The 25,017-nt window shown below is 71.6% G+C and carries 30 protein-coding genes; 12 read left to right on the top strand and 18 right to left on the bottom strand.

The window, feature by feature from the left end:
• Positions 1–75 precede the first annotated feature (75 nt).
• Positions 76–519: a MarR family transcriptional regulator gene (locus AB0J57_RS16825; RefSeq protein ID WP_366128904.1), complete on the top strand. Its 444-nt coding sequence runs from the start codon at positions 76–78 to the stop codon at positions 517–519.
• Between the two features lie 28 nt (positions 520–547).
• Positions 548–1,891 (top strand): MFS transporter, encoded by a 1,344-nt coding sequence (locus tag AB0J57_RS16820; RefSeq protein WP_366128903.1) that lies wholly within the window; start codon positions 548–550, stop codon positions 1,889–1,891.
• An 11-nt stretch (positions 1,892–1,902) separates the two neighbouring features.
• On the opposite strand, the gene AB0J57_RS16815 is transcribed toward AB0J57_RS16820, so the two are convergent.
• Complete coding sequence (locus tag AB0J57_RS16815; RefSeq protein WP_366129108.1) at positions 1,903–2,424, bottom strand: GNAT family N-acetyltransferase; 522 nt, start codon at positions 2,422–2,424, stop codon at positions 1,903–1,905.
• 47 nt (positions 2,425–2,471) lie between these two features.
• On the opposite strand from AB0J57_RS16815, the gene thpR reads away from it, so the two are divergent.
• On the top strand, positions 2,472–3,044 hold the full coding sequence (gene thpR, locus AB0J57_RS16810; protein WP_366128902.1) for an RNA 2',3'-cyclic phosphodiesterase: 573 nt from the start codon (positions 2,472–2,474) through the stop codon (positions 3,042–3,044).
• Between the two features lie 124 nt (positions 3,045–3,168).
• On the opposite strand, the gene AB0J57_RS16805 is transcribed toward thpR, so the two are convergent.
• From AB0J57_RS16805 to AB0J57_RS16795, 3 genes are all read right to left on the bottom strand, one after another.
• Positions 3,169–4,155 (bottom strand): aldo/keto reductase, encoded by a 987-nt coding sequence (locus tag AB0J57_RS16805; protein ID WP_366128901.1) that lies wholly within the window; start codon positions 4,153–4,155, stop codon positions 3,169–3,171.
• A 61-nt stretch (positions 4,156–4,216) separates the two neighbouring features.
• Positions 4,217–4,807, bottom strand: coding sequence for a Uma2 family endonuclease (locus AB0J57_RS16800; protein WP_366128900.1), 591 nt, complete (start codon positions 4,805–4,807; stop codon positions 4,217–4,219).
• Between the two features lie 105 nt (positions 4,808–4,912).
• Positions 4,913–5,419: a MarR family winged helix-turn-helix transcriptional regulator gene (locus tag AB0J57_RS16795; RefSeq protein WP_366128899.1), complete on the bottom strand. Its 507-nt coding sequence runs from the start codon at positions 5,417–5,419 to the stop codon at positions 4,913–4,915.
• Positions 5,420–5,432: 13 nt separating this feature from the next.
• On the opposite strand from AB0J57_RS16795, the gene AB0J57_RS16790 reads away from it, so the two are divergent.
• A complete protein-coding gene (locus AB0J57_RS16790; RefSeq protein WP_366128898.1) occupies positions 5,433–5,942 on the top strand; it encodes a carboxymuconolactone decarboxylase family protein in 510 nt (169 codons plus the stop codon).
• Here AB0J57_RS16790 and AB0J57_RS16785 read toward each other — a convergent pair.
• Positions 5,939–6,385 (bottom strand): MarR family transcriptional regulator, encoded by a 447-nt coding sequence (locus AB0J57_RS16785; RefSeq protein WP_366128897.1) that lies wholly within the window; start codon positions 6,383–6,385, stop codon positions 5,939–5,941. The two genes, AB0J57_RS16790 and AB0J57_RS16785, sit on opposite strands and share 4 nt — an antisense overlap.
• Before the next feature lie 181 nt (positions 6,386–6,566).
• Between AB0J57_RS16785 and AB0J57_RS16780 the strand changes: the two genes are divergently transcribed.
• Positions 6,567–7,703 (top strand): alpha/beta hydrolase, encoded by a 1,137-nt coding sequence (locus tag AB0J57_RS16780; protein ID WP_366128896.1) that lies wholly within the window; start codon positions 6,567–6,569, stop codon positions 7,701–7,703.
• A 138-nt stretch (positions 7,704–7,841) separates the two neighbouring features.
• Positions 7,842–9,203, top strand: a complete 1,362-nt coding sequence (locus tag AB0J57_RS16775) for a serine hydrolase domain-containing protein (RefSeq protein ID WP_366128895.1) — start codon at positions 7,842–7,844, stop codon at positions 9,201–9,203.
• Positions 9,204–9,225: 22 nt separating this feature from the next.
• Here AB0J57_RS16775 and AB0J57_RS16770 read toward each other — a convergent pair whose 3' ends face one another.
• Positions 9,226–9,402: a DUF397 domain-containing protein gene (locus AB0J57_RS16770; protein ID WP_366128894.1), complete on the bottom strand. Its 177-nt coding sequence runs from the start codon at positions 9,400–9,402 to the stop codon at positions 9,226–9,228.
• Positions 9,399–10,217 (bottom strand): helix-turn-helix transcriptional regulator, encoded by an 819-nt coding sequence (locus AB0J57_RS16765; RefSeq protein WP_366128893.1) that lies wholly within the window; start codon positions 10,215–10,217, stop codon positions 9,399–9,401. Before AB0J57_RS16765 ends, AB0J57_RS16770 begins: the two co-directional genes overlap by 4 nt.
• 82 nt (positions 10,218–10,299) lie before the next feature.
• Between AB0J57_RS16765 and AB0J57_RS16760 the strand changes: the two genes are divergently transcribed.
• Complete coding sequence (locus AB0J57_RS16760; RefSeq protein WP_366129106.1) at positions 10,300–10,716, top strand: hypothetical protein; 417 nt, start codon at positions 10,300–10,302, stop codon at positions 10,714–10,716.
• 118 nt (positions 10,717–10,834) lie between these two features.
• Positions 10,835–11,377, top strand: a complete 543-nt coding sequence (locus AB0J57_RS16755) for a hypothetical protein (RefSeq protein WP_366128892.1) — start codon at positions 10,835–10,837, stop codon at positions 11,375–11,377.
• On the opposite strand, the gene AB0J57_RS16750 is transcribed toward AB0J57_RS16755, so the two are convergent.
• Positions 11,378–12,076 carry a GDSL-type esterase/lipase family protein gene (locus AB0J57_RS16750; protein ID WP_366128891.1) on the bottom strand — a complete coding sequence of 233 codons (699 nt, stop codon included), beginning with the start codon at positions 12,074–12,076 and terminating at the stop codon, positions 11,378–11,380.
• 59 nt (positions 12,077–12,135) lie between these two features.
• On the opposite strand from AB0J57_RS16750, the gene AB0J57_RS16745 reads away from it, so the two are divergent.
• Positions 12,136–13,131, top strand: a complete 996-nt coding sequence (locus AB0J57_RS16745; protein WP_366128890.1) for a WD40 repeat domain-containing protein — start codon at positions 12,136–12,138, stop codon at positions 13,129–13,131.
• 27 nt (positions 13,132–13,158) lie between these two features.
• On the opposite strand, the gene AB0J57_RS16740 is transcribed toward AB0J57_RS16745, so the two are convergent.
• Positions 13,159–14,073: a LysR family transcriptional regulator gene (locus tag AB0J57_RS16740; RefSeq protein ID WP_366128889.1), complete on the bottom strand. Its 915-nt coding sequence runs from the start codon at positions 14,071–14,073 to the stop codon at positions 13,159–13,161.
• 84 nt (positions 14,074–14,157) lie between these two features.
• Here AB0J57_RS16740 and AB0J57_RS16735 point away from each other — a divergent pair, with 84 nt between their 5' ends.
• Positions 14,158–15,030, top strand: coding sequence for a PhzF family phenazine biosynthesis isomerase (locus AB0J57_RS16735; RefSeq protein WP_366128888.1), 873 nt, complete (start codon positions 14,158–14,160; stop codon positions 15,028–15,030).
• Here AB0J57_RS16735 and AB0J57_RS16730 read toward each other — a convergent pair.
• Positions 15,027–15,827, bottom strand: coding sequence for a TetR/AcrR family transcriptional regulator (locus AB0J57_RS16730; protein WP_366128887.1), 801 nt, complete (start codon positions 15,825–15,827; stop codon positions 15,027–15,029). The genes AB0J57_RS16735 and AB0J57_RS16730 overlap by 4 nt on opposite strands.
• Positions 15,828–15,930: 103 nt before the next feature.
• Here AB0J57_RS16730 and AB0J57_RS16725 point away from each other — a divergent pair, with 103 nt between their 5' ends.
• Together AB0J57_RS16725 and AB0J57_RS16720 are read left to right on the top strand one after the other, a co-directional pair.
• Positions 15,931–16,878, top strand: a complete 948-nt coding sequence (locus AB0J57_RS16725; RefSeq protein WP_366128886.1) for an ATP-binding cassette domain-containing protein — start codon at positions 15,931–15,933, stop codon at positions 16,876–16,878.
• Positions 16,875–17,705, top strand: coding sequence for an ABC transporter permease (locus tag AB0J57_RS16720; RefSeq protein WP_366128885.1), 831 nt, complete (start codon positions 16,875–16,877; stop codon positions 17,703–17,705). The genes AB0J57_RS16725 and AB0J57_RS16720 overlap by 4 nt, the downstream gene beginning before the upstream one ends.
• Positions 17,706–17,759: 54 nt before the next feature.
• On the opposite strand, the gene AB0J57_RS16715 is transcribed toward AB0J57_RS16720, so the two are convergent.
• From AB0J57_RS16715 to AB0J57_RS16680, 8 genes are all read right to left on the bottom strand, one after another.
• Entirely contained in the window at positions 17,760–18,422 is a 663-nt protein-coding gene (locus AB0J57_RS16715; RefSeq protein WP_366128884.1) for a DUF4360 domain-containing protein, read from the bottom strand.
• A 226-nt stretch (positions 18,423–18,648) separates the two neighbouring features.
• Positions 18,649–19,767, bottom strand: a complete 1,119-nt coding sequence (gene serC / locus AB0J57_RS16710) for a phosphoserine transaminase (RefSeq protein ID WP_366128883.1) — start codon at positions 19,765–19,767, stop codon at positions 18,649–18,651.
• A gap of 69 nt (positions 19,768–19,836) precedes the next feature.
• Positions 19,837–21,063: a cytochrome P450 gene (locus AB0J57_RS16705; RefSeq protein WP_366128882.1), complete on the bottom strand. Its 1,227-nt coding sequence runs from the start codon at positions 21,061–21,063 to the stop codon at positions 19,837–19,839.
• Positions 21,060–22,277: a cytochrome P450 gene (locus AB0J57_RS16700; RefSeq protein WP_366128881.1), complete on the bottom strand. Its 1,218-nt coding sequence runs from the start codon at positions 22,275–22,277 to the stop codon at positions 21,060–21,062. The genes AB0J57_RS16705 and AB0J57_RS16700 overlap by 4 nt, the downstream gene beginning before the upstream one ends.
• Entirely contained in the window at positions 22,274–22,873 is a 600-nt protein-coding gene (locus tag AB0J57_RS16695) for an ATP/GTP-binding protein (protein WP_366128880.1), read from the bottom strand. Before AB0J57_RS16695 ends, AB0J57_RS16700 begins: the two co-directional genes overlap by 4 nt.
• Positions 22,854–23,222, bottom strand: a complete 369-nt coding sequence (locus tag AB0J57_RS16690; protein ID WP_366128878.1) for a DUF742 domain-containing protein — start codon at positions 23,220–23,222, stop codon at positions 22,854–22,856. Before AB0J57_RS16690 ends, AB0J57_RS16695 begins: the two co-directional genes overlap by 20 nt.
• Positions 23,219–23,632 carry a roadblock/LC7 domain-containing protein gene (locus AB0J57_RS16685; protein ID WP_366128876.1) on the bottom strand — a complete coding sequence of 138 codons (414 nt, stop codon included), beginning with the start codon at positions 23,630–23,632 and terminating at the stop codon, positions 23,219–23,221. Before AB0J57_RS16685 ends, AB0J57_RS16690 begins: the two co-directional genes overlap by 4 nt.
• A complete protein-coding gene (locus tag AB0J57_RS16680) occupies positions 23,629–24,894 on the bottom strand; it encodes an ATP-binding protein (protein ID WP_366128875.1) in 1,266 nt (421 codons plus the stop codon). Before AB0J57_RS16680 ends, AB0J57_RS16685 begins: the two co-directional genes overlap by 4 nt.
• Between the last annotated feature and the right edge of the window lie 123 nt (positions 24,895–25,017).

Raw genomic sequence — 25,017 nt, 5'->3', positions numbered from 1 at the left:
ACTCGTACGGGTGACCCGCACCACTCCCCGCCCACCCGGTGGTATTTAGCCAGGGTAATGAGTTACGCTAAATACATGCCTGACCTTTCCCACGGTGACGCCGCTGACGCAGCCGCCGTGAACGCCTTGCGCTCCGCCGTCATGCGGCTGGGCCGACGCCTCAAGCACCAGCGCGTCGACGAATCGCTGAGCCCCACCGAGATGTCGGTGCTCGGCACCCTCGCCCGCTGCGGTTCCGCCACCCCTGGTGAGCTGGCCCGCAAGGAGCACGTCCAGCCGCCGTCGATGACACGCATCGTCGCGCTGCTCGAAGCCAAGGGACTGGTCCGGCTGGAGCCGCATCCCGACGACCGCCGGCAGAAGGTCGTCACCCAGACCGAGACGGCCGAGGCCATGCTCGAGGAGTCCCGCCGCAAGCGGAACGCCTGGCTGGCCGCCCTCGCCGAAGGTTTGGACGAGGACGAGTGGGCAAAGCTGCGCGACGCCGCTCCTGTACTGGAGAAGCTCGCACACCTGTAAGACGTACGACACAAGGAGGCGAACCCTTTTGAGTACGGGACCCGGAGCAGACTCCGCACCCGCACACAACCCCTACGACACGCACGACAACACCACGCGCAACCGGACCTTCTCCTCCCTCAAGGTCCGCAATTACCGGCTCTTCTTCACCGGGGCCATCGTCTCCAACACCGGCACCTGGATGGCCCGCATCACCCAGGACTGGCTGGTCCTCAGCCTCACGGGCTCCGCCGCCGCCGTCGGTATCACCACGGCGCTCCAGTTCCTGCCGATGCTGCTGTTCGGCCTGTACGGCGGTGTCATCGCCGACCGCTACCCCAAGCGGCGCCTGCTGCTGCTCAGCCAGGGCGCCCTCGGCCTGTGCGGTCTCGCCCTCGCCGTCCTCACCCTCTCCGGGCACGTCCAGGTCTGGCACGTCTACCTGATCGCGTTCCTGCTCGGCATGGTCACCGTCGTGGACACCCCGGCCCGCCAGTCCTTCGTCTCCGAACTGGTCGGACCGGCCCAGCTCCGCAACGCCGTCAGCCTGAACTCCGCCAACTTCCAGTCGGCGCGGCTCGTCGGCCCCGCCGTCGCGGGCCTGCTCATCGCCTCCATCGGCAGCGGCTGGGCCTTCCTCGTCAACGGCCTGTCCTTCCTCGCCCCGCTGACCGCCCTGCTGCTGATGCGCACCGGCGAGCTGCACAAGGTCGAGCGCGCCCCGCGCGGCAAGGGACAGTTGCGCGAAGGACTGCGGTACGTCGCCGGGCGCCCCGAGCTGATCTGGCCCATCGCGCTCGTCGGCTTCATCGGCACGTTCGGCTTCAACTTCCCCATCTGGCTGACCGCGTTCGCCGACGGCGTCTTCCACGTCGGACCGGGCACGTACGGCTTCCTCAACACCCTGATGGCCGTCGGCTCCCTCGCCGGGGCCCTGCTCTCCGCCCGGCGCGGCACCTCGCGGCTGCGGCTGCTGGTCGGCGCGGCGATGGCCTTCGGCGTCCTGGAGATCGCCGCCGCGCTCTCCCCGGCCTTCTGGCTCTTCGCCCTGCTGCTGGTCCCCATCGGCATGCTCGGCCTGACGGTGAACGTCACCGCCAACTCCTCCGTCCAGATGGCGACCGACCCCGTCATGCGTGGCCGGGTGATGAGCCTCTACATGATGGTGTTCGTCGGCGGTACGCCGCTGGGCGCGCCCCTGCTGGGCTGGATCACCGACACGTACGGCGCGCGCGTCGGCTTCGCCACGGGCGGTGCCGTCTCGCTGGCCGCCGCCGTGGTGATCGGCCTGGTGCTGGCCCGGGTGGGGGGCCTCCGGCTGAAGGTCGACCTGCGCCGGGGCCACCCACACGTGCGGTTCGTCCAGCGGGAGGAACTGGCGACGGCCGCGTAGCCGGCCCCCGGTCACACCCGCAGCGCCAGCACCTGCCCCTTCCACTCACCGACCGTGAAGGTCTCCGTGGGCGTGAAGCCGTGGCGCACGTAGTAGTCCACGAGCCGTCCCTCGCTGCCCGCGAAGCAGTCAACGCGCAGCAGCGAGACGCCCTGCCGCCGGGTCTCCTCCACCGCGTGCGCCAGCAGCGCGCTGCCCACGCCGCGCCCGTGGTACCGGATGTCGGTGGCCAGTAGCCGCACGTACAGCTCCGGCTCGTCGGCGGGGGCGACCTCCGGCCCCGGTGCCGGCGTCAACGAGAGGGTTCCCGCCGGTACGCCGTCGATCTCGGCGATCCAGGGCGTGCCCTCCGCCACGACATCGTGCACGCGCTGCACGGCCCGGGGCTTCGCCGACCACGGCTCGGTGCCCCACTGGTCGGTGATGCCGCGCTCGTTGAGCCAGACGACGGCGCTGTCCAGCATGCCGAGTATCGCGGGGATGTCGTCGGACCCGCCCTTCCTGATCTCCACCTTGCCCCTGCTCATGTCCATGCTCATCGGACGAGAATAAGGCGCGGCGATCATGCCAGACTCGCGTCATGAGGCTTTTCGCTGCCGTGCTGCCGAGCCAGGTCGCCGTCGATGAACTCGCCGCCGTGGTCGACCGGTTGAAGCACCTTCCGGGCGCCGACGAGCTCCGCTGGGCGGGGCGTGACGGCTGGCACTTCACACTCGCGTTCATGGGGGAGGTGGACGAGCGGCTGCTGCCGGAGCTGCGCGGCCGGCTCGCCCGCGCCGCGCACCGCACCGAGCCCTTCCCGCTGCGCGTGCACGGGGGCGGACGGTTCGGGCGCCGCGTCCTGTGGGCGGGCGCGGCGGGCGGGCTGGACGACATGCGGCTGCTCGCCGAACGCGCGGACGCCGCCGCCCGCCGCTCCGGCATCCCGATGGACGAGCACCGCCGGTACCAGGCGCACCTGACGATCGCCCGCAGCCGCACCGACACCGCCGACCTGCGGCCGTTCGTCGAGCGGCTCCAGGACTTCGAGGGCACCCGCTGGGAGGTCGCCGAGCTCGCCCTCGTGCGCAGCCGTCTCGGCGCGGGCGGCGACGCGGGCCGGGGGCCGCGCTACGAGACGGTCGGTTCCTGGCCGCTGGGACGGGCGAGCTAGTCTCGGGGGGTGGACCCGAAGACCCGTAACCGGATCATGGCCGGTGTGCTCGTGCTGATGTTCGTGATCATCGCCCTGGCGGCCGCGCTCGGCTGACCGAGCGACGGCCGCCGGCCGGCGCCTGTCACCAGGCGAATGCCTCCGGGGACGGCCCCGGACCCGGGAAGATCGCGTCCAGCTCCGTCAGGACCTCGTCCGACAGCTCCAGCTCCACCGCCCGCAGCGCGGAGTCGAGCTGCTCGGCGGTACGCGGCCCGACGATCGGCCCCGTCACCCCCGGCCGGGACAGCAGCCAGGCCAGGGCCACCTCGCCCGGCTTGAGCCCGTGCTTGTCGACGAGGTCCTCGTACGCCTGGATCTGGAGGCGTACGTCGGTGTTGTCGAGCGCGTCCGCCGACCGGCCGCTGGTGCGGCGCGCCCCTTCGGTCTCCTTCTTGATCACCCCGCCGAGCAGCCCGCCGTGCAGCGGCGACCACGGGATGATCCCGACGCCGTAGTCCTGTGCGGCCGGGATGACCTCCATCTCGGCGCGGCGCTCGGCCAGGTTGTAGAGGCACTGCTCGCTGACGAGCCCGACCATGCCGCGCCGCTCGGCGATCTCGTTCGCCTGGGCGATCTTGTAGCCGGGGAAGTTCGACGATCCGGCGTAGAGGATCTTCCCCTGCTGGATCAGCACGTCGATGGCCTGCCAGATCTCCTCGAAGGGAGTGCGGCGGTCGATGTGGTGGAACTGGTAGAGATCGATGTAGTCGGTGTTGAGGCGCTTGAGGCTGCCGTCGACGGCCCGCCGGATGTTCACGGCCGACAGCCGGTCGTGGTTGGGCCATACGTGCCCGTCGGTCCCCATGTTCCCGTACACCTTGGTGGCGAGCACCACCTTGTCCCGGTCGCCGCCACGGGCGAACCAGGAGCCGATGATCTCCTCCGTACGGCCCTTGTTCTCGCCCCAGCCGTACACGTTGGCGGTGTCGAAGAAGTTGATGCCCGCGTCGATGGCGGAATTCATGATCGCGTGACTGCCGGCCTCGTCGGTCTGGGGCCCGAAGTTCATCGTGCCGAGGACGAGTCGGCTGACCTTGAGTCCGGTGCGTCCGAGCTGCGTGTACTTCATGAACGTACAGCCAACGCCTTGGAGCGCGCTCGAAGCAAGGGTGCGCCGGACCGGTGGTGCGTCAGTCGCGGGGGAAGTCGGAGGTGTCGAGGACGAGGCCGACGGGGGTGTCGGTGAGGTCGATGGGCTCGCCGAAGCCGAACCGCTCGGGCTCGGGGTACGCACCGTCCTTGGGCGTGGTGTGCAGCACGCACTTGCCGGTGTAGGGATTGACGATCAGGTAGACCGGCACGCCGGCTGCGGCGTACGCGTCCTTCTTGGGGCCGTAGTCGTTCATGCCGGTGCTGCGGGAGATGACCTCGGCGACGAACTCGACGTCCTGGTAGTGCCACAGACCCTTGTCGTCCATCGTGGCGCCTTCGGAGACGAGGGTCACATCGGTGGCGAAGCCGTTGAGGTGGCCGGGATAGTCGATGCGGACATCGGACTTGATCCGCTTCCTCGGGTGCTTGGTCCGAAGCTGCTCGACGATGTCCAGAATGATGTTCCAGTGGGTGTCCCGCTGCGGCGACATGAAGATGTGCCCCCGGACGATCTCAGCCTTGTATCCCTCGGGGACGCCCATCCGCTCAAGCGCCTCGAACATTTCGTCCAGGGTGCGCTCGTCGTTGCTGTCGGCCATGTGGATCCTGTCGTTCTCTACGACGGTCATCGTGGCGCTCCTCCCCGCTGCCGCGTGATCGCATGCAGCCGCGCCCTTCAACGATACGTAGGCACGGGCCGACACGCCCGTGGCGGCGGCTCGCCAACCCGTGCGTCACGCCCCGCCCAGCCACCCCGCCGCGTCGAGCCGGAAGGCGTCGGCCGGGACGACGGTACGGAGTGCCGCCTCCATGTCCCGGACCCGTTCCGCCCCCAGGGCCCGCGCCCAGTCCGCGCGCAGCTCGTCGAAGATGGCGGCCGAGCGGGCGAGGGCGTCCAGGCCGTGCGGGGTGAGGCGGACGAGCTTGCGGCGGGCGTCGGCGGGGTCGTCGGCGCGCTCGGCGTACCCGAGGGCGACGAGCCGGTCGACGGTCTTGCCGGCCGCCTGCTTGGAGACCCCGAGCCGCCGCCCCACCTCGCTGGCGGTCGCGCCGCCGACCCCGATGGCCTGCATGGCGAACCCGTGCGCGGGCCGTGCGTCCGGGTGGCCCTGGCGGGCGAGTTCGGCGTGGAGGCGGTCGATGAGGGTGCGGAACCCGGCGAAGAGGAGCAGGGGCAGCTCGTAGCCCTTGCCCGAATCGACAACCTGGTTTACCTTCTTATCGTCAACCATGTTGTCCATCTTAGGAGCGGCCATGTTCGTCGACCACACCCTGGACACCGCCCCGCCCGCCGCCCGCCCCGTGCTGGAAGCCATCACCCACCGCTCCGGCGGCCACCTCCCGCCCGCCGCCGCCCGCATGGCCACCTCCCCGGAGCTCCTGGAGGGCTTCATGACCCTCACGGCCATGTTCGACCGCACCACCCTGGACCCGGTCGCCCGCGAGACGGTCGTCATGGCGGTCGCCACCCGCAACGGCTGCGAGGTCTGCGTCGACCTCCACACCCGCAAGCTCCGCACCCTCGGCGCCGCCCCCGACGTCATCGCCGCCCTCCGGGGCGGCACCCCGCTGCCCGACGAACGCCTCGAAGCCGTACGCCGGTTCGTCGAGGCCGTGTACGCCACCACGGGCGAGGTTTCCGACGAGGACCTGGCCGCCTTCCTCTCCCGCGGCTACACCGAACGCAACGCCCTGGAGGTCGTCATGGGCATCGGGACGTACACGATGTCGACGTTCGCCAACCGCCTCACGGGGGCGTCCTAGGCGCCGGCCAACTCGGCGTTCGCGCGCTCCGTGACCAGCGTCAGCACGCGGCCCGCGACCGCGAGGTCCTCGGCCGGGATGCCCGCGTACAGCCGGGCGGAGATATCGGCGGTCTCGGCGGTGGTGGCCTCGTGCAACTCCCGCCCGGCGTCCGTGAGCCGCAGCCGGGGCGCCTCCGCGGGGACCTCCTCCAGCAGTCGCGCGGCCGTCAGCTCCTCGATCACGCCGCGCACGACCGACGCGTCGGTCTTCAGCGAGCCCCTGACGTCACCGATGAGCTCGTCACGGCCGATGGACCCGCCCGCGACGACGACGGCCCGGAGCGTCACGCTCTGGTGGAACGTGGCCCCGTGGCGGTCCAGTACGCCCTCCAGAAGGGCACGCCCGGCGTGGTGTGCCAGGGCTATGACTCGGCCATTGGTCGTGGGTGCGGTGGTGGTCATGACTGCTCCTCCGTCGTTTCCGGTGCGTGCGGACGACCGTAGAACCTCAACCACGCTTGAGGTCAACGCTGTTGAGGGGGTGGTCGGTCCACGGTCGGAGATCGACGTAGCTCCTGGGGCCCACACGGTTCAGGCCGCAGGGGGACGCCGGGGCAGGACCCCGCTGCCTAGCCTCGGCGGCATGAACCGTCTTCCTCGCGGCGCCGCCGCCGCGTTACTCGGCCTGTCCCTCGCCCTGCTCGGTACGGGCGTCGCCCACGCGGCCCCCGACACGGTCACGGCCGCCGAGACCGCCCGGGTCCGCCTCGAACTCCCGCCACCCACGGGTGACTTCGCCGTGGGCCGCGACACCCTGCACCTCGTGGACACCGACCGCCCCGACCCGTGGGTGCCGGAGGCCGGGCCGCGTGAACTGATGGTGTCCATGTACTACCCCGCCCGGCCCGGGGGCGGCGGCCGCACGGCCCGGTACATGACCACCGGCGAGGCCCGCGCCTTCATCGAGGACCGGAAACTGACCGACGCGGTCCGCCCCGAGACCCTCAGCGCCACCCGGACCAACGCCCGCCCCGGCGCGGCGCCCGCACGCGGCAGGTTCCCGCTCGTGGTGCTGTCGCCCGGGTTCACGGTGAACCGGTGGACCCTTACGGTCCTCGCCGAGGACCTGGCCAGCCGGGGGTACGTCGTCGCCGCCGTCGACCACGCGTACGAGTCGGTGGGCACGGCCTTCCCGGGAGGGCGGCTGCTGACGTGCGTCGCCTGCGGGCGGGCAAGTATGGCCGAGGTCGCCAAGGGGCGCGCCCAGGACGTCTCCTTCCTGCTCGACCGGCTCACCGCCTGGCGGCACGCCCGCGTGATCGACCACACCCGGACCGGCATGGCGGGCCACTCCGTCGGCGGCTCCTCCGCCGCCGCGACCATGGCGGGCGACCCGCGTGTACGCGCCGGGGCCAACATGGACGGCGGGTTCTTCGACTCGGTGCCGTTCCAGGGCCTGGACGGACGCCCCTTCATGCTCCTGGGCACCGCAGACGGCGGCACCTCCTGGGACAAGGACGGCTGGCCTCGCCTCGACGGCTGGAAGCGCTGGCTGAAGGTCACCGGCTCGGGCCACTTCACCTTCACCGACACGCCCGTCCTCGCGGAGCAGTTGGGCCTGCTGCCCCCGGACGAGCCCCTGTCGGGCGAACGGTCGCAGGAGATCACGCGCACGTACGTGGCGGCGTTCTTCGACCAGCACCTCAAGGGCGTGGGCCAGCCGCTGCTGGACGGCCCGTCCGCAGACCATCCCGAGGTGGTCTTCCACAAGCACGGCTGACCGGGCACCGAGCCTGACAAATGTCATGCATTCCTGTGCGCACAATCGGCCCCTGGGTGGAGGAAGGGGCCGTGCCGGCGCCATGAGGATGGTCGACGGCGCACACACCGGTGCGCCGTCGACCGTGCAGGAAGGCCCATGGACCCCACCACTCGCCGTGCTCCCTCCCCGCTCCGCCGCAACCTCCGCCGCGCCGCGCTCGCGTCGAGCGCCGCCCTGCTCTGCCTGGCCGCCGGTACGCTTCCGGCCCACGCCTTACCGACCACGCCCACGCCGGTCACCGCGTCCGCCCCGAGCCACGGTGCCGACCACGGCCGGCCTCTCGACCGCAAGGCACTGCGAGCCTCGCTCGAAGCGATCCACCAGGCCGGCATGTACGGCACGTACTCCGCCGTCCGCGACGGCTCGTCATCGTGGCGGGGCGCCGCCGGGACCGCCGACATCGGCACGCAGCGCCCGGTGCGGGCCGACTTCGAGCACCGGGTCGGCAGCATCACCAAGACCTTCACCGCCGTCGCCGTCCTCCAGCAGGTCGCCAAGGGCCGCATCGAGCTCGACGCGCCCATCGGCCGGTACCTGCCCGAGCTGATACCCGGCGAGCGCGGACAGGCCATCACGGTCCGCATGCTCCTCAACCACACCAGTGGCCTCGGCGACCACATCCTGGGCGCCTTCCCCGGTCTCCTGGAGGACCCCGGCAAGGCCCTCGACGCTCGCCAGTTCCACCGCTTCGACCCCGAGGAGCTCGTACGCCTCGGACTCGCCGCGCCCCCGGCGGCACCGCGCGGCACGCACGCGTACTCCAACACCAACTACGTGATCGCCGGGCTGCTGCTGCGCAAGGTGACGGGCCAGGAACCCGAGCAGTACATCGCCCGCAACGTCATCCGCAAGGCCGGGCTGCGCCACACCTACTTCCCGCGCACGCCCTTCCTGACCGGCCCGCACGCCAAGATGTACGAGTCGATGTACGGGACGATCGAGCCCGCCCGCGACTACAGCGTCTACGACATGTCCTGGTGCGGCCCGGCCGGGTCCCTGGTGTCGACCGTCGACGACCTCAACTCCTTCTACCGGCAGCTCCTCGGCGGCCGACTGCTCGGCCCCGCCGAACTGAACGCCATGAAGACCACGGTGCCCGCGCACGAGCCGCCGCCCGGCGGTGAGGTGACGTTCCGGTACGGGCTCGGGCTCTACACGCTGAAGATGCCCGACGGCCAGTGGTACTGGGGCCACGACGGAGGCGTCTTCGGTGCCGGTACCTGGGCGCTGTCCACCGAGGACGGCCGACGGCAGGTCGCGCTCGGCTGGAACCTCATGAAGTACCAGCGCGTCGACGAGCAGGGCCAGATGAAGCCCCACCCCATCGACGCGGCGATGCTCCGCCACATGACCGTGGCCCTCGGCGGCACCCCGGCCGACGCCCGGCCCGCCTCCCGGTCCGGCACCCCGGCGCCACTCGCCGCAGCAGCGGTCGACGCCCTGCGCCTTCGGCGCTAGCCCGCGCGTGGGACCTCCGGACCTACCGGAGGTCCCCCAGGAACGCCGCCCATGCGGCGGGGGAGAGGGCGAGGGCAGGGCGGGTCACGTCCTTGGAGTCCCGGACGTGGACGGTGTGGGGGTGGAGGGCGACCTCGACGCAGTCGCCCCCCTGCTCACTGCTGTAGCTGCTCTTGAACCAGTCGAGGTTGATGCTCATAGCTCGCATGCCACCTGTTCGATGAGTTGGGCGGAGTCTTGCGGGTTGAGGGCCTGCGCCCGCAGAACGCCATACCGCGCGAACGCGTCCCCCAACTCCGGCTGCTCACTCAGAAAGTACCGCCCGCTCAGGCCTTCGACATAGACGAGCTGGCTTTGACGCTTGGCTGTCTCCAGCAGGGTGAAAGGGCCGCTGAGTCCGGCGTGGACCTCTGGGTACTCCGGCATCACCTGAATCTGTACGTTTCGTAGCCGGCCAATGTCCAGGATGTGCAGCAGGTTCTCTTTGAGGACAGCCGCCCCGCCGATGGGCTTGGTGAGTGCCGCTTTGTCCAGGACGAAGCTGACGAGAGCAGTCGGCCGGCGGTGGAAAAGCTGCTGTCTTGCCAGCCTGGCCGCGACCATGATGTCGACCTCGTCCTCATCGAAGGGCGGGTTCGCACAGGCGAAGACGGCACGCGCATACGCCTCGGTCTGGAGCAGCCCTGGAATGAGGTGGTTCTCGTACTTGTGCACACCCGCCGCCCGCGCCTCCTCCTCCAAGTAGTCCTCGAACCACGCCGCGACCCCGCTCGCCTTCACCTCCTCCGCGACCTCTACCAGTGCACCCTGTGCACCCAGAAACTCGTCCGCCAGGTCCACGAAGTTGCCCCTCGGCCTGCGCTCGCCGCGCTCGATCATGGCCACTTGGGACTTGGAGTATCCGGTGTGGTGGCCCAGGGCCTCCTGGGAGACCTTGGCCCTTTCGCGGTAGAACCGCAGCAGCCTGCCGAACGCCTTCGCGGCGCCGGGGCTGCCGTTCTTTCCGATGTTCACGCCCGCCCTCCCCAAATGCACAGTTCCGCACGAACGCCTTGTGGCGCTGGTCACAGTAGATCCGGGCCGCAAAGCTGGCCGCATGAATCCGCGCATTTCACTTGACAGGGTGCCGTCCTGGGTTCCGGCCTCCGGGCATGCCCTGCGGCATGCGGGCATCCACTTCGACGCGGTACGCATCGGAGGGCTGCTCGGCCAGGAAGTGGCGTACAGGCTCATGGAGTTCACGGACTTCCAGGCCGGGCCGATCGTCCGGGAGCTGACCGGTGAGCAGAACCTGTACTTCCTGCTGCCGCCCGGGACGGCGGCGGCTCACGCGTGGCCGGCCGGGGCGCGGGCGCTGAGCCGGGCCGGACGCAGCATGGCCTTTGTGGGGGTGCCCGCGCTCGACGGGCTGACCTGGCCGCTGGACTGGAGGTCGCGGCCCACGGAGGAGGTGCCCTTCGTGGAACCGGACTTGTTGCACGAAATGGCTGTGCGCACGCTTTCGCCGTCGTGAAGTTGGCGATTCAACCAGTTCCCGTACGGGGACGGTCAAGTTCCTTTCCCGTGACGGTTCTTGGACTTTGCGGAGCTAAATTGATCTTGCAAACGTCCTCGCCTACGAAAGGCACCGCATGCGTAAGCTGAAGCGCTCGACCTCCTCCGCCGTCATCATCGCCGCGCTCGCCGGCACCGCCGCGATCGCGACCGCCACCCCGGCCTCCGCCGCCGACTACAGGTGCACCACCAGCACCAAGTCCGTCGACGACGCGGCGTACGACGGCCCGTGGGCGGACAACTGGGACTTCAAGGTCAGCCTGTGCGCCAAGCGCTCCGGCTCCACCGTCTACACGTACGCGAAGATCAGTTGGGACGGGCCGGCGTACGGCCAGGTGGACGACAGCACGATATTCGACGGCGCGTACTTCAAGCTCCAGGTCAAGAAGTCGCAGTCCGGCACCGACCCGGTGAAGAAGTCCGCCAACTACTGGGGCATCGAGTCGCGGCTGGAGAACAGCGACTCCAACGCCAACTACAACAACTCGTACACCACGCCCGTCCTGAGCTACAACATCGGCTCCAGCCGTGGCCTGGCGGACGGCGAGCTCTACCTGGACTGGAACAACGACGGCAAGGGCTTCGGGAAGCACCTGTTCAGCGGCTCCCCGACGGTCTGATCAGGCAGCCCGGCCCGGAGGGTGGGTGTAGGGCCCGCCCAGGCCCCAGGCCTGGTGCATCGCCGTGGCGAAGGCCGCCGCCAGCTTGTGCTCGCCCGACGGGCCGGGGTGGGTGCCGTCGTAGGTGTCGGTGTGGATGTCGTACGCCTCCGGCGGCGACGCCAGGAGGAGGGGCGAGCCCGGCTCGTCGAGGTCGGCGACGGTCTTGGCGAGGAGCTCGTTGAAGCGGGCGCACTCGGCGGCGAACGGGGGCTCGTCCTCGGCGCGCACGTTGGGGATCACCGGGAGGATGACCGCCCGTATCCGGGGGTTGGCGGCGCGGGCCGCGCCGATGAAGGCGCGGACGTTCTCGGAGGTCTGGCCGCTGTTGGTGTAGAAGCCCAGGTCTATCAGGCCCAGGGCGACCAGCAGCACGTCCGCCTCCGCCGCCGCGACCGCCTCGCCGATCAGCGGCGCCATGTGCAGCCAGCCCTCGCCCCAGCCGGACAGGTGCCTGCGGGCCGCGGCGGGGAAGGCCGGGTCGGCGTAGGCGTGCGAGACGGCGGCGTCGGCGGTCGCCTCGTACAGCTCGGTGCGCGGGCCGACGATCGCGTACGGACCGTCGAAGGTCGCGTCGAGGTGCTGCCACATGCGGTAGCGCCAGGTGTAGTCGCCGGCGCGTCCGATGGTTTGGCTGTCGCCGACGAACATGAAACGCATGGGGGTCATCATCGCCGACCCCGTCCCGTAAGTGCGATGTGACCATGGACACTGGGATCATGCGTTCGTTGCGTACGACCCTGGTGGCGGCCCTCGCCGTGGTGCTGGTGGCCGCCGGCCCGGCCGTGGCGGAGGGTGAGGACGGCGGGTTCACCATCAAGGACCCCCGGATCACCGAGTCCAGCGGCCTGGCCGCCAGCCGCGCGCACCCGGGCGTCTACTGGACGCACAACGACCAGGACGGGCCACGGGTGTTCGCCGTGGACGGGCGGACCGGCGAGACCGTCGCCACGATCACCCTCCGGGGCGTCGGCACGCCCCGCGACATGGAGGCGATCTCGGTCGGGGCGGACGGCGCGGTGTACGTCGGCGACATCGGGGACAACCTCGACGGCTCCTGGGACCACGTCTGGATCTACCGCTTCCCCGAGCCCGGGCGGCTTCGCGACCAGACGGTCGAGGCCACCCAGTACACGGTGACGTACGCCGACGGGCCCCGGAACGCCGAGGCGCTGATGGTGCACCCGAAGACGGGGCGGGTCTACATCGCGTCGAAGAACGAGGACGGGGGCGGGCTGTACGAAGGCCCGGCGCAACTGACCGCCGACGGTCCGAACGTCTTCCGGCGGATCGGCGAGGTGCCGTGGGTCACCGACGGGGCCTTCTCGCCGGACGGCAAGGAACTGGTGCTGCGGGGCTACTTCAGCGCGCGGGCGTACGCCTGGAAGGACGGGCGGCCCGGCACGGAGAAGCGGCTGAGCGCGCCGCTCCAGCGGCAGTCGGAGTCGGTGACGTACACGGTGGACGGCTCGGCGCTGCTGTTCGGCTCGGAGGGCGCGAAGAGCACGGTCGTGCGCGTGCCGGTGGAGAAGGAGGGCGGGGAAGCGTCGGGGGCGCCTTCGCCCCCCGGCGGTTCACCCACCGGCGGCTCGCCGGGTACGGGCGCGGGTACGGGCGACGGCGGCGACGGGAACGCCACGCTGGGCGCCCTGGTCCTGGCGGGTGTCGCCGTCCTCGTACTGGCGTGGCGGCGTCTGCGGCGGCCCAGGGGCTGAGCACGCCGGAGGCCGGAGCAGCCGCTCTCACCCGGAGAGGTGCCGCACCACTTCCCGTGTGAACACCTGCGAGGCCGGGGCGACCCACCGCCTGCTGTGCCGGGCCAGCAGGACGGGCACGTCGGCGAAGCCGGGTCCGGGCACCCGTGCCAGCCGGCCCTGACGCAGGTGCTCCTCCACCGTCGTGAGCGGGAGCAGGGCCAGGCCGAGTCCGGCGGCCACACAGCCACGCGCCGCGTCCACGCTCCCGAACCGGGTCAGCCGTGGCCGGGCCCCGGCCACGGCGAGCAGTCGCCGCTCCAGGGCGTCGCTGTAACAGCAGCCCTCTTCCAGCAGGAAGAACTCTTCCGCCGCGAGGTCCTCCCAGGAGACGGCACGCGCACGCGCACGCGCACGCGCACGCGTACGCGCGGCGAGCGGGTGCCCGGGGGCGCAGACGAGGGCGAGCGGTTCGCGGGCGACCGGCTCGGCCGCCACATCGGGGAAGTCGGCGTCCTCCTCCAGCAGCAGGGCCACATCGAGGCGTCCGGACCGCAGACCCTCGACGCACTCCGCCGTGCCCGCGGCGTGGAGCTGTACGTCGATCTCCGGATGGCGGGTGCGCAAGGCGGCCATGACGCCCGGGAGCCGGGTGGAGCACAGCGACTCGGGGGTGCCCACGACCACCCGCCCCCGCACGGCCCCGTCACCGTCGTCGCCGCCGGCCCGCAGGCGCGCCACGGCGTCCAGGACGTTCTCGGCATCCACCAGCACCCGCCGCCCGGAGTCGGTGAGCAGCGCGCCCGTGGGGAGCCGGTCGAAGAGCCTGGTGCCGAGCTCCCGTTCCAGGGTGCGGATGTGCACGGTGACCGTGGACTGGGCCACGTGCAGCTCCGCGGCGGCGGCGGTGAAGCTGCCCGTGCGGGCGAGGGTCGTGAAGGTGCGCAGAAGCCGGGTGTCCACGGGCCCAGGGTATGCGATATCGGCATCGCTCCAATGGAAACTGATCGTTGGACGCGATGGCCTGCCGCGCGCCAGCATAGGGCCATGACCACCACCGAAGCGCGCAGCCCGCTGACCGAGCCCCTCCGTTACTCCGCTTTCACCGACGACCCGAAGGGCGGGAACCCCGCCGGTGTCGTGCTCGACGCCTTCGGGCTCGACGACGCGGCGATGCTCGCGATCGCCGCCGACCTCGGCTACTCCGAGACCGCGTTCGTGACGCGCGGGGACGAAGCGGCGCGACGGTTCCAGGTCCGCTACTTCAGCCCGCTCGCCGAAGTGGCGTTCTGCGGGCACGCCACCATCGCCCTGACCGTCGCGCTCGCCGAGCGGCTGGGCGTCGGCGACATCCTCCTCGACACCCCGGTGGGCGAGATCCCCGTGGCCACCGGGCGCGACGGCTCGGGCGCGGTGGTGGCCACGCTGACCAGCGTCGCCACCCGCAGCCGGCCCGCCACCGGCGCGGAGCTGGACGCGACCCTGCGCTCCCTGGGGTGGTCCGGCGCCGACCTCGACCCGGCCCTGCCCCCGCACGTGGCCTTCGGCGGCAACGACCACCTGGTCCTGGCCGCCGCCTCGCGGGCGCGCCTGGCCGATCTGGAGTACGACTTCGACGCCCTGGCCGCGGTGATGCGGGAGCACGGGTGGACGACGGTGAACCTGGTGTGGCGGGAGTCGCCGGAGCGGTTCCACGCCCGCAACCCCTTCCCCGTCGGCGGTGTCGTGGAGGACCCGGCGACCGGAGCGGCGGCCGCGGCGCTCGGCGGCTACCTCCGCGCGCTGGGCCTGGTCACCCGTCCCACCACGATCGCGATCCGCCAGGGAGAGGACATGGGCCGCCCCAGCGACCTGCTGATCGACGTGTCCCCGGAGGACCCCCGCACCCGGGTGACCGGACGTGCCGTCCCGCTCGGCTAACCGCCGCTCTCCTCGGCCGGTTCGGCCTTCGCCGCCCTGGTCACCCTCGCCTCGAAGCCGTCGACGAGGGCCCGCAGGCCGAACTCGAAGTGGTCGAAGTCCTTCGAGAACGTGTCGGCGGACAGGGACGCCATGAGCGGGAAGTCGCCGCTGGCCATGGCCCGGTCCAGGAAGGGTTCCTGGCGCTTCCAGAACTCCTCGTCGCTGACGCCGGTCTCCTTGGCCGCCTCGACCGCCTCGGCCTCCATGCGCACGATGCCCGTGACGAAGCTCTGAACGGCGATGATCACCGAGATGGTCTCCGGGTCCGTCAGGCCCATGCTCTTCAGCCCCGTCAGGGCGAGTTCGAGTCCGCGCAGGGCGCTCGGGCCGAGGACCGTGCGGGTCTGGTTGACCTTCAGCAGCCAGGGGTGGCGGCGGTAGAGGTCGAGTTCGGCGCGGGCCAGGGCGTCGACGGCGGCGCGCCAGTCGCACGGCTCGGGCGGCTGGGGGTCGAGCATCGCGCCCCGTACCCGGTCGAGCATCAGGTCGAGCAGCTCCGCCTTGCCGGGGACGTACCGGTACAGCGACATCGTGCCGGTGCCCAGCTCGGCGGAGAGCCGCCGCATCGAGACCGCGTCCAGCCCTTCCGCGTCGGCGACCTCGACGGCGGCGGTGACGATCCGGTCGAGGGTCAGGCCGCGCTTGGGCCCCCGGGTGGGGGGTTCGCCGGTGCCCCAGAGCAGTTCCAGGCTGCGGTTGAGGTCGCCGCTGCCGCTCGTCGCCGTCGTCCGGGCGGGCGTCCTGTCGCTGGTCATGGCGTCAGCGTAAATCACTGGACCAAAACTGAGTACGGTGTACGCTCGCTTGGGTACGGTGTACTCAGTTTTCGGGTACGCGGTTTCGCGAACGGGAGGGCGCATGGACGACTGGGCGGTACGGGCCGAGGGCCTGGAGAAGAGGTACGGGGACAAACGGGCGCTGGACGGATTCGACCTCGCGGTGCGCAGCGGCACCGTCCACGGCCTGCTCGGCCCCAACGGGGCGGGCAAGACCACCGCCGTCCGCGTGCTGGCCACGCTGCGGCGCTTCGACGGCGGCCGCGCCGAGGTCGCCGGGGTGGACGTGGCGCGCGACCCGCGCCGTGTGCGCGCCCTGATCGGGCTCACCGGCCAGTACGCGGCCGTGGACGAGATCCTGACCGGCCGGCAGAACCTGGAGATGTTCGGCCGGCTGTTCCACCTCGGCGGGCGCCGGGCCCGCTCGCGCGCCGCCGAGCTGCTGGAGCGGTTCGGGCTGACCGAGGCCGCCGACAAGGGCGTCGAGGGCTACAGCGGCGGTATGCGGCGCCGCCTGGACCTGGCCGCCTCGATGATCCTCGCGCCCCGCGTGCTGTTCCTGGACGAGCCGACGACCGGCCTCGACCCGCGCGGCCGCGGCGAGGTGTGGGAGGCGGTGCGGGCCCTCGTCGCGGGCGGCACCACCGTCCTGCTGACCACCCAGTACCTGGAGGAGGCCGACAAGCTCGCCGCGCGCGTCACCGTCATCGACCGGGGCCGCGCCATCGCCGACGACACCCCCGAGGCGCTGAAGAACCGCGTCGGCGGCGACCGGATCGAGGTGGTGGCCGCCGACGCGGCCGACCTGCCGCGCGTCGCCAAGACCGTCGCCCGCGTCTGCCTGGGCGAGCCGCACCTCGACGAGGCCGAACGGCGCGTCCACGCGCCCGTCACCGACCGGGTCACGGCGCTCACCGAGGTCGCCAGGACCCTCCAGGACGAGGGCGTACCGGTCGAGGACATCGGGCTGCGCCGGCCGAGCCTCGACGACGTGTTCCTGCGCCTGACGGGACAGGGGGTCGCGGCATGAGCGTCACGATGGAGCCGATCGCGGGTCGCGGGCGGGCCTACTGGGCGGTCGTCGACTGCTGGAACGTCGTGCGCCGCCACCTGACCCTCTATCAGCGCAAACCCGTCTACATCGCCTGGCAGCTCGGCTTCCCGATCCTGTCGGTCCTGCTGTACGGGTACGTCTTCGGCGGCGCGATGAAGCCGCCGGGCGGCGGCGGGGCGGCGGACTACCGGGACTTCCTGATGCCCGGCATGTTCGTGATGACGATGGCCTTCGGGTTCATCAACACCGCGACGGCCGTGGTGACCGACGCCAACAAGGGCGTCATCGACCGGTTCCGCTCCATGCCCATGGCGCCGTCCGCGGTGGTCACCGGGCGGGGTGTCACCGACGGGGTCATCGCCTGCGCGGAGCTGGCCATCCTGGCGGCGACCGCGTTCGCGATGGGCTGGCGCTCGGACGGCGGCCTCGCCGCGACCGTGGCCGCCTTCGCGCTGCTGCTCCTGCTGCGCTACTGCCTGACGTGGGTGGGCATCTGGCTGGGGCTGCTGGTGCCGAACCCGGAGGCGGCCGGCGGGCTGTTCGCGGTCGCCTTCCCGCTCACCATGATCTCCAGCATCTTCGTGCAGCCCGGGACGATGCCGGGCTGGCTGGGCACCATCGCCGCCTGGAACCCCATCTCCTCCACGGCGGTGGCCACGCGTGAGCTGTTCGGCAACCCCGGCGCGGGCGGCGGGAGCTGGGTCGAGCAGCACGCCGTGGTGATGGCGGTGGTGTGGCCGCTGGTGATCACGGCGGTGTTCCTGCCGCTCGCGGTGCGGCGCTTCCAGCGGCTCTCGAAGTGAGGCGGGGGGTGGGCCCGCGGAGGGGGCGCGGGCCCACCCGGTCACGGGACCCGGTTACTTCGGCGGGCACTCCTTCCACGCCAGCCGGTAGACCGTCTTGATGTCGCCGTCCGTGGAGTCCATGGCGATGAAGCTGTTGGTCTTCGTCGGGTCCGAGGTGCCCGCGCTGACCCGCAGCTCGGTGTTGATGTTGAAGTTCCGCTTCACCCCGCACGGCGCCCACACGAGCTGACCCCAGTCGGTCTCGTCGGTCGCCTGCCAGTTGTTGTCGAACGGGCCCTTGTACGGGTGGCTCTTCTGCGCCGTGTCGGGCGAGCCCTGGAAGTAGTACGACGCCTTCTGCACGGCGGTGGCGCCGGGCTCCAGCTTGGCGTACCCGCGGTAGTCGGCGCTGGCGACGGCGTAGGTGAAGCCGCCCGGGACGTGCACGATCAGGTTGAGCTGGCAGTTCTTGCGGAAGTCGGTCGGCTTGGCGCCCACGCCCACCTGGGCGAGGTACTCGCTGTACGTCACGGTGAAGGCGGTGTTGTCCGGGGCCACGGCGACGGCGGCCGTGCCCTGGGGGCAGCCCGATCCGTTGACGGTCGCGATCTCGATCACGATCTTGTCGGGCGGGGCGACGATGCCCGCCGAGGCGGGGGTCGGCGCGAGGACGCTCGACGCCAGGGCCGTCGCGACGGTCGCGCCGGCGAGCAGGGTTCGGGGTCTTCTGGACATGGGACTCCGATCGGTGGCCGGGTGGAAGTGGGGGGTCCAACCGTGGATGTCGTGCACGTGGAATGTCGTGCACATGTCAACCACTCCGGTGGTCGTGCTCCCGGAGTGCTTCGGATGGTAGGGACCGGTGGAGACGGTGGATAGGGCGGTAATCGGCCGCATGCGGAAGGCATACGGAAGGGCCCCGACCCACCCGGGGTCGGGGCCCTCACCTACGTACCGCTGCTTACAGCTTCTCGATCACGTAGTCGACGCACGCCGTCAGCGCCTCGACGTCCGCCGGGTCGATCGCCGGGAACATCGCGATCCGGAGCTGGTTGCGGCCCAGCTTGCGGTACGGCTCGGTGTCGACGATGCCGTTGGCGCGCAGCACCTTGGCGACCGCCGCCGCGTCGATCTCGTCCGAGAAGTCGATCGTGCCGATGACCTGGGAGCGCTTCGACGGGTCGGCGACGAACGGCGCCGCGTACTTGGACTCCTCCGCCCAGCCGTACAGCGTGCGCGCCGAGGTCGCGGTGCGGCGCACCGACCAGTCCAGACCGCCCTGGCCGTTGATCCACTTGAGCTGCTCGTTGAGCAGGAAGAGGGTCGCGAGCGCCGGGGTGTTGTACGTCTGGTTCTTCAGCGAGTTGTCGATCGCCGTCGGCAGCGAGAAGAACTCGGGGACGTGGCGGCCCGAGGCGTGGACCCGCTGCGCGCGCTCCAGCGCGGCCGGGGAGAACACGCCGATCCACAGGCCGCCGTCCGAGGCGAACGACTTCTGCGGGGCGAAGTAGTAGACGTCCGACTCGGTGATGTCGACCGGCAGGCCGCCCGCGCCGGAGGTCGCGTCCACGAGGACCAGCGCGCCCTCGTCGGCGCCCTCGACGCGCTTGACCGGCGCGGCCACACCGGTGGAGGTCTCGTTGTGCGTGAGCGCGTACACGTCCACGCCCGCCTCGGCGCGCGGCTCGGGGTGCGTGCCCGGGTCGGCGGAGACGACGGTCGGCTCGGCCAGCCACGGGGCGAGCTTGGCGGCCTTGGCGAACTTGGAGGAGAACTCACCGAAGGACAGGTGCTGCGACTTGTTCTCGATCAGCCCGTGGGTCGCGATGTCCCAGAAGGCGGTCGAGCCGCCGTTGCCGAGGATCACCTCGTAGCCCTCGGGGAGGGAGAACAGGTCGCGTACGCCCGCGCGGACCTCGCCGACCAGGTTCTTGACCGGGGCCTGGCGGTGGGACGTACCGAGGAGGGAGGTGCCGGTGGCGGCCAGGGCGTCCAGCGCCTCCGTACGCACCTTGGAGGGGCCCGCGCCGAAACGGCCGTCGGCGGGCTTGATGTCAGCGGGAATCCGGATCTCAGCCACGGTCGGAGCCTAGCCGCTCAGGGACGCGGCCGATGACCGTGTCCGTCCGATGAGACACGAAATGGCAAGTCACCACGCACGCGTGCCCAGTCGGACCGGGAGCTCGAAGAGATCGTTCTGGGTGACGACCGGCTTGTGGCGCAGCTCGGAGTCCGGCACGGCGAGGGTGAGCTCCGGGAAGCGCCCGTACAGGGCGGGGAGGGCCACCCCCGCCTCCAGGCGGGACAGCGCGGCGCCCGGGCAGACGTGCGGGCCGTGGCCGAAGGAGATGTGCCGGCTGGGCGAGCGGGTGATGTCGAAGGCGCCGGCGCTCGGGCCGTGCTGCTTCTCGTCGCGGCCGATCGCCCCGTACGACACGATCAGCGCGTCCCCCGCCGGCAGGGTCCGGTCGCCGACCCGGACGTCCTCGGTCGCGAACCGGATCAGGACGTGCGAGGTGGGGGTGGAGAAGCGGAGGGTCTCCTCGACCACCGCGTCCCAGCCCGCCTCGCCGGAGCGGACGAGGGCGAGCTGCCCGGGGTGGGCGGACAGGTTCACCACGGCGTTGACGATCAGCGAGATCGTCGTCTCGTGGCCCGCCGCCACCATGAGCTGGAGGGTGGAGACGATCTCCTCGTCGGTGAGGTGGTCACCGTTCTCGGAGGCGGCGATCAGCGCGCTCGTCAGGTCGTCGCCGGGCTCCGCGCGCCGCGCGGACACCACCTTGGCCATCATCCCGGCCAGCTCGCCGAGGGTCGCCACGACCTCCTCGGGCGGCGTCTGGGTGGAGAAGAACCTGTCGAACAGCACCTTCAGGCGCGGATGGTCCGCCGGGTCGATGCCCATCAGGTCGCTGATCACGTACATGGGGAGGGGGTACGCGAAGGCGGCCTTGAGGTCCACGGTCTCGTCCGGCCCGTACGCGGCGAGGCCCTCCAGCAGGCCGTCGGTGAGCTCGGTGATCCGCGCCCGCATCCGCTCCACCCGGCGCGGGGTGAGCGCCTGGGCGACCAGCGCCCGCATCCGGCGGTGGTCCTCGCCGTCCACGGTGAGCATGGACCGGCCGGGGTTGGCCAGGCCGATCAGTGGCCAGTCCGGCGGTATCTCGCCGCGCTGCCAGGCGCCCCACACGCCGATGTCCTTCACCAGCCGCTTGTCGGTGAGCAGCTCGCGCGCCTCCGCGTGGTGCGTGACCGCCCACACCGGCACCCCGCCCGGCAGGACGACCCGGGCCAGCGGCCCGGCCGCGCGCAGCGCCGCGCTCTCGCCGTCGAGGTCGGTGACGAACGGGTCGAGGTGGATCGGCTCTGTGGTCACGGGGTGCCTCCCAGGGCGGGGGTCGGGGTGAACGTCACGGGCAGGCCGGTCAGGCCGCGCAGCCACGGCGACGGCCGCCGGGTGAGGGAGCCGGCCGGGACGGCCAGGTCCAGGTCGGGAAGGCGGTCCAGCAGCACCTCGATCCCGGTACGGGCGATGACCTCGGCGATCTCCTGGGCGGGGAACGGGCAGCGGTGCTCGCCGTGCCCGAAGGAGAAGTGGGCGCTGTTGCCGCCGGTGAGGGCCGCGTTGTCGATGTGGACCTGCGGGTCGGCGTTGGCGGCGGCCAGGCCCAGCAGGAGCAGGTCGCCGGCCTTGATGTGCCGCCCGCCCAGGTGCGTGTCGCGCGAGGCCCACCGGCCGGCCACGTTCTGGGTCGGGGTGTCGGCCCACAGCACCTCGTTCATCGCCTCGGCGACGGAGTGCCGCCCACCGGAGAGGGACGCGGCGAACCGGTCGTCGGTCAGCATCAGGCGCAGCGAGTTGCCGATCCAGTCGGCCGTCGGCTGGTGCCCGGCCGCCATCATGACCATCAGGTCCTGGGCGATCTCCTCGACCGTGAACCCGGCCGGGTCGGCCAGCATGCGGGAGGCCACGTCCTCACCCGGGGCGGCCTGCTTGGCGGTGAGCAGGCCGAAGATCGCCTCGGCCAGGTGCTGTTGGCCCGCCAGTGCCCGCTCCCGGCCGTCGATCATGTCGTTGAGCGCGGTGACCAGGCCGGGGCCCTGCTCGTCCGGCACGCCGTAGATCTTCACCAGCACGCGGACCGGCAGCAGCATGGCGTACTGGGCGACCAGCTCCGCCTCGCCCGCGCCGCAGAACGCGTCGATGAGCCCGTCCGCGTACCCCTCGGCGTACCGGCGCAGCGTGAAGGGGTCGAGGGACTCCAGCGCGTCGCCGATCATCGCGGCGCGCTCGCGGTGCCGTTCGCCGACCGTGTAGAGGATGGACGGCTGTTTGCGGCCGATCATGGGCAGGAGCGGCCAGTCACCGGGGATGCGGTCCCACTGGTTCCACAGCTCCGAGTCGCGGCTGAAGAGCACCGGGTCGCTGGTGACCTGGTGCAGTTCGCGGTAGTCGAGCACCAGCCAGGCCGGGACGTCCCCGTCGAGCACCACCGGGGCGACGGCTCCGTGCTCGCGCCTCATCTCCCGGTACAGCTCGGCGGGTTCGGCCCGGAACCGGGGCCCGGACAGGGGCACGGGGGCGGTCATGTTCTGGTCTCCCGTTGGGTGTGCATGCGCTGGAGGTGGGTGACGAGGTTGATCAGTACGTACTTGCTGGACGAGCGGTCGCGGGCGTCGCACTCCACCAGCGGTACGTCGTCGGCCAGGTCGAGCGCCTCGCGGATCTCCCGCTCGGTGTGGGCCGGGCCGCCGAAGTCGTTGCAGGCGACGATGAACGGCATGCCGTGGTGCTCCAGGCGGTCGATCGCGTACCAGGAGTCGGCGAGGCGGCGGGTGTCGACGAGGACGACCGCGCCGAGGGTGCCGGAGAAGAGGCGGTCCCACAGGAACCAGAAGCGTTCCTGGCCCGGGGCGCCGAAGAGGTACAGGACGTTGTGCGCGTCGAGCGTGATGCGGCCGAAGTCGAAGGCGACGGTGGTGGACGTCTTGGTGTGGATCCGGGCGACGTCGTCGACCGCCTCGCCCGCGCGGGTCATCGTCTCCTCGGTGTTGAGGGGACGGATCTCGCTGACGGAGCGTACGAGGGTGGTCTTGCCGACACCGAAACCGCCAACGATCACGATCTTGAGACCGTTGTCGGCGGTGCTGGTGAGCGGTGTCCGTTCAGAGGCTGCGGAGTCCAACGAGCACCTGCTCCAGGATGTCGGGGTCGGGAAGGCGGTACGTGGAGCCATGGCCGGCCGTACGGGGGTGGCGGGCGCTGATCCGGCCCGTGCCGAGCAGGTCGGAGAGCAGGATGCGCACGATGCCGATGGGCAGGGCCAGTTCGGCCGCCACCTCGACGACGGCCGTGGGTCGCCGGCACGTCCGCAGGATCGCGGCGTGCTCGGACTGCATGCCGGGCACCGGCTCCGACTCCGCCACCACGAGGGTGACGAGGTCGAACGGGGCGTCCGGCGCGGACCGGGTACGGCCACCGGTGAGGGTGTACAGCCGGTCAGGGGACTCGTCCCGGTGGCTGCCGGGGCTCACGGTGTCCGGGGCTCGGCGTGCAGGTGCTCGCCGAGCTGCTCGACGAGCTCGCTCATGTTGTGCCCGACCAGGCCGACGTCGGAGTCCTCGGCGGCGACCACCGCGAGATGGGCGCCCTGCCCGGCCTCGACGATGAGCAGGATGCCGCCGTAGAACTCCGCCATCGCGGACCGTACGCCGCCGGTCCCGTCGCCGAACTCGACGGACGCGCCGTGGGACAGGCTCTGGATGCCCGCCGCTATGGCGGCCAGTTGGTCGGCCTGGTCGACGGAGAGCTCCGGCGTACGGCACAGCTTGAGGCCGTCCCGGGACAGCACGAGCGCGTGGCGGGCTCCGGGCGTGCGCCGGAGCAGGCCCTCCAGGAGCCAGGTGAGCTTGTCGTCGGTGGTGGTGCCGGTGCCGGTGGTCATCGGGGGGTGCCTTCCGTGGTGGTGCGTACCGCTTGGCGGAAGCTGCTGAATCGGGCCGCCGACCGGGTCCGGGAGGCGGTATCGGTGCTTTCGTCGGGGGTGGTGGGAGTGCCTCCGGGGTGGGCGGCGGCGAGGGTCTGGCCCCGGCGGCGCTTGGGAAGCTGGGTGGTGCCCGGGGTGGCGAAGGGGGAGGCGGGGCGCTCCTCGGTGGTGCGGGGCGCGGGCGCGGGGCTTGCCTCGGGGCGAACGGCTGTTTCGGGACGGGGGCGGGTGATCAGCTCGTGCGGGATCATCATCAGCGCGCCCGTGCCGCCCCGGGCCGAGGGGCGGAACGACACGGTCAGCCCGTGCTTGCGGGCCAGGCGGCCGACGACGGCGAGGCCGAGGCGGGTGCCGGACAGACCGGTCAGGTCGGTGCCCTCGGCGGTGACGGCCCGCTCGGCGCGGCGCAGTTGGACGTCGCTCATGACCAGACCGCTGTCCTCCACGGTGACGACGATCCCGGCCGGGACCTCCTCGACGTACACATGGACCTCGGCGGTGGGCGGCGAGAAGTTCGCGGCGTTGTCGAGCAGCTCGGCGAGCGCGTGCATGACGCCTTCGGCGGCGTGGCCGGCGATCGCGGCGTCGCTGGTGGTGTGGAGCCGTACGCGCTGATAGCCGCCGATGCGGCTCATCGCGCCGCGCAGGATGGACTCCATCACGATCGGCTTCGCCCAGCGGCGGCCGGAGCGGGCGCCGGTGAGGACGGCGATGGAGTCGGCGAGGCGGCCGGCCTGGGCGGTGCGGTGGTCGAGGTGGAGGAGGTCGGTGAGGACGTCCTCGTCGGTGTGCCGGTGCTCCATCTCGCGGAGGTCGGCGAGCATGCCGGTGGCCAGGGCCTGCATGCGCCCGGCGGCGTTGGCGCAGGCGGCCACGGCGGCGGCGCGGCCGGTCTCGCTGCGGGCGGCTTCGGCGCGGGCGCGTTCCGCTTCGGCACGGGCCCGGGTGACCGCGCGGTCCGCTTCCGCCCGGGCCCCGGCGGCGGCGTGTTCCGCTTCCGTCCTCGCGCGGGTCGCGCGGCGGGCGGTGTCGAGGGCGTACGCGGCGGTGGTGATCGCGGCGGTCAGCAGCACGGCGGCCGTGGCCGAGCCCCACGCCAGCGGAGCCCGTACGGAGCCGGGCGCGGCGGCCACCGCCCCCGCGCACAGGAGGCCGGTGACGGCCGCCGAGATCAGCAGGGTCGGCGCGACCGGCCGGAGTGACCGGAGGGAGGGGCGCAAATCGTCAGTCCTCTGGGCGTGGTGGGGGGCATCTGGAGCCGTCAATTCCCGAGCAATTCCGGGTCACTATAAGAGAATTGACGATCACTTTGGGAAGTTCTTGTGCGCTTTCTTACGGAGGTC

This window comes from Streptomyces sp. NPDC049837 (assembly GCF_040674455.1).
Taxonomy (GTDB): domain Bacteria; phylum Actinomycetota; class Actinomycetes; order Streptomycetales; family Streptomycetaceae; genus Streptomyces.
The sequence above is the reverse complement of the archived record's forward strand: the minus strand, read 5'-3'. Positions and strand labels throughout refer to the sequence as shown.

Bases quoted from the DNA above. Each gene is read 5' to 3' on its own strand.
- AB0J57_RS16825 (WP_366128904.1), top strand. From the start codon at position 76: ATGCCTGACCTTTCCCACGGTGACGCCGCTGACGCAGCCGCCGTGAAC.
- AB0J57_RS16815 (WP_366129108.1), bottom strand. From the start codon at position 2,424: ATGGACATGAGCAGGGGCAAGGTGGAGATCAGGAAGGGCGGGTCCGAC.
- thpR (WP_366128902.1), top strand. From the start codon at position 2,472: ATGAGGCTTTTCGCTGCCGTGCTGCCGAGCCAGGTCGCCGTCGATGAA.
- AB0J57_RS16805 (WP_366128901.1), bottom strand. From the start codon at position 4,155: ATGAAGTACACGCAGCTCGGACGCACCGGACTCAAGGTCAGCCGACTC.
- AB0J57_RS16800 (WP_366128900.1), bottom strand. From the start codon at position 4,807: ATGACCGTCGTAGAGAACGACAGGATCCACATGGCCGACAGCAACGAC.
- AB0J57_RS16795 (WP_366128899.1), bottom strand. From the start codon at position 5,419: ATGGACAACATGGTTGACGATAAGAAGGTAAACCAGGTTGTCGATTCG.
- AB0J57_RS16790 (WP_366128898.1), top strand. From the start codon at position 5,433: ATGTTCGTCGACCACACCCTGGACACCGCCCCGCCCGCCGCCCGCCCC.
- AB0J57_RS16785 (WP_366128897.1), bottom strand. From the start codon at position 6,385: ATGACCACCACCGCACCCACGACCAATGGCCGAGTCATAGCCCTGGCA.
- AB0J57_RS16780 (WP_366128896.1), top strand. From the start codon at position 6,567: ATGAACCGTCTTCCTCGCGGCGCCGCCGCCGCGTTACTCGGCCTGTCC.
- AB0J57_RS16775 (WP_366128895.1), top strand. From the start codon at position 7,842: ATGGACCCCACCACTCGCCGTGCTCCCTCCCCGCTCCGCCGCAACCTC.
- AB0J57_RS16770 (WP_366128894.1), bottom strand. From the start codon at position 9,402: ATGAGCATCAACCTCGACTGGTTCAAGAGCAGCTACAGCAGTGAGCAG.
- AB0J57_RS16760 (WP_366129106.1), top strand. From the start codon at position 10,300: ATGAATCCGCGCATTTCACTTGACAGGGTGCCGTCCTGGGTTCCGGCC.
- AB0J57_RS16755 (WP_366128892.1), top strand. From the start codon at position 10,835: ATGCGTAAGCTGAAGCGCTCGACCTCCTCCGCCGTCATCATCGCCGCG.
- AB0J57_RS16750 (WP_366128891.1), bottom strand. From the start codon at position 12,076: ATGCGTTTCATGTTCGTCGGCGACAGCCAAACCATCGGACGCGCCGGC.
- AB0J57_RS16745 (WP_366128890.1), top strand. From the start codon at position 12,136: ATGCGTTCGTTGCGTACGACCCTGGTGGCGGCCCTCGCCGTGGTGCTG.
- AB0J57_RS16735 (WP_366128888.1), top strand. From the start codon at position 14,158: ATGACCACCACCGAAGCGCGCAGCCCGCTGACCGAGCCCCTCCGTTAC.
- AB0J57_RS16730 (WP_366128887.1), bottom strand. From the start codon at position 15,827: ATGACCAGCGACAGGACGCCCGCCCGGACGACGGCGACGAGCGGCAGC.
- AB0J57_RS16725 (WP_366128886.1), top strand. From the start codon at position 15,931: ATGGACGACTGGGCGGTACGGGCCGAGGGCCTGGAGAAGAGGTACGGG.
- AB0J57_RS16720 (WP_366128885.1), top strand. From the start codon at position 16,875: ATGAGCGTCACGATGGAGCCGATCGCGGGTCGCGGGCGGGCCTACTGG.
- AB0J57_RS16715 (WP_366128884.1), bottom strand. From the start codon at position 18,422: ATGTCCAGAAGACCCCGAACCCTGCTCGCCGGCGCGACCGTCGCGACG.
- AB0J57_RS16700 (WP_366128881.1), bottom strand. From the start codon at position 22,277: ATGACCGCCCCCGTGCCCCTGTCCGGGCCCCGGTTCCGGGCCGAACCC.
- AB0J57_RS16685 (WP_366128876.1), bottom strand. From the start codon at position 23,632: ATGACCACCGGCACCGGCACCACCACCGACGACAAGCTCACCTGGCTC.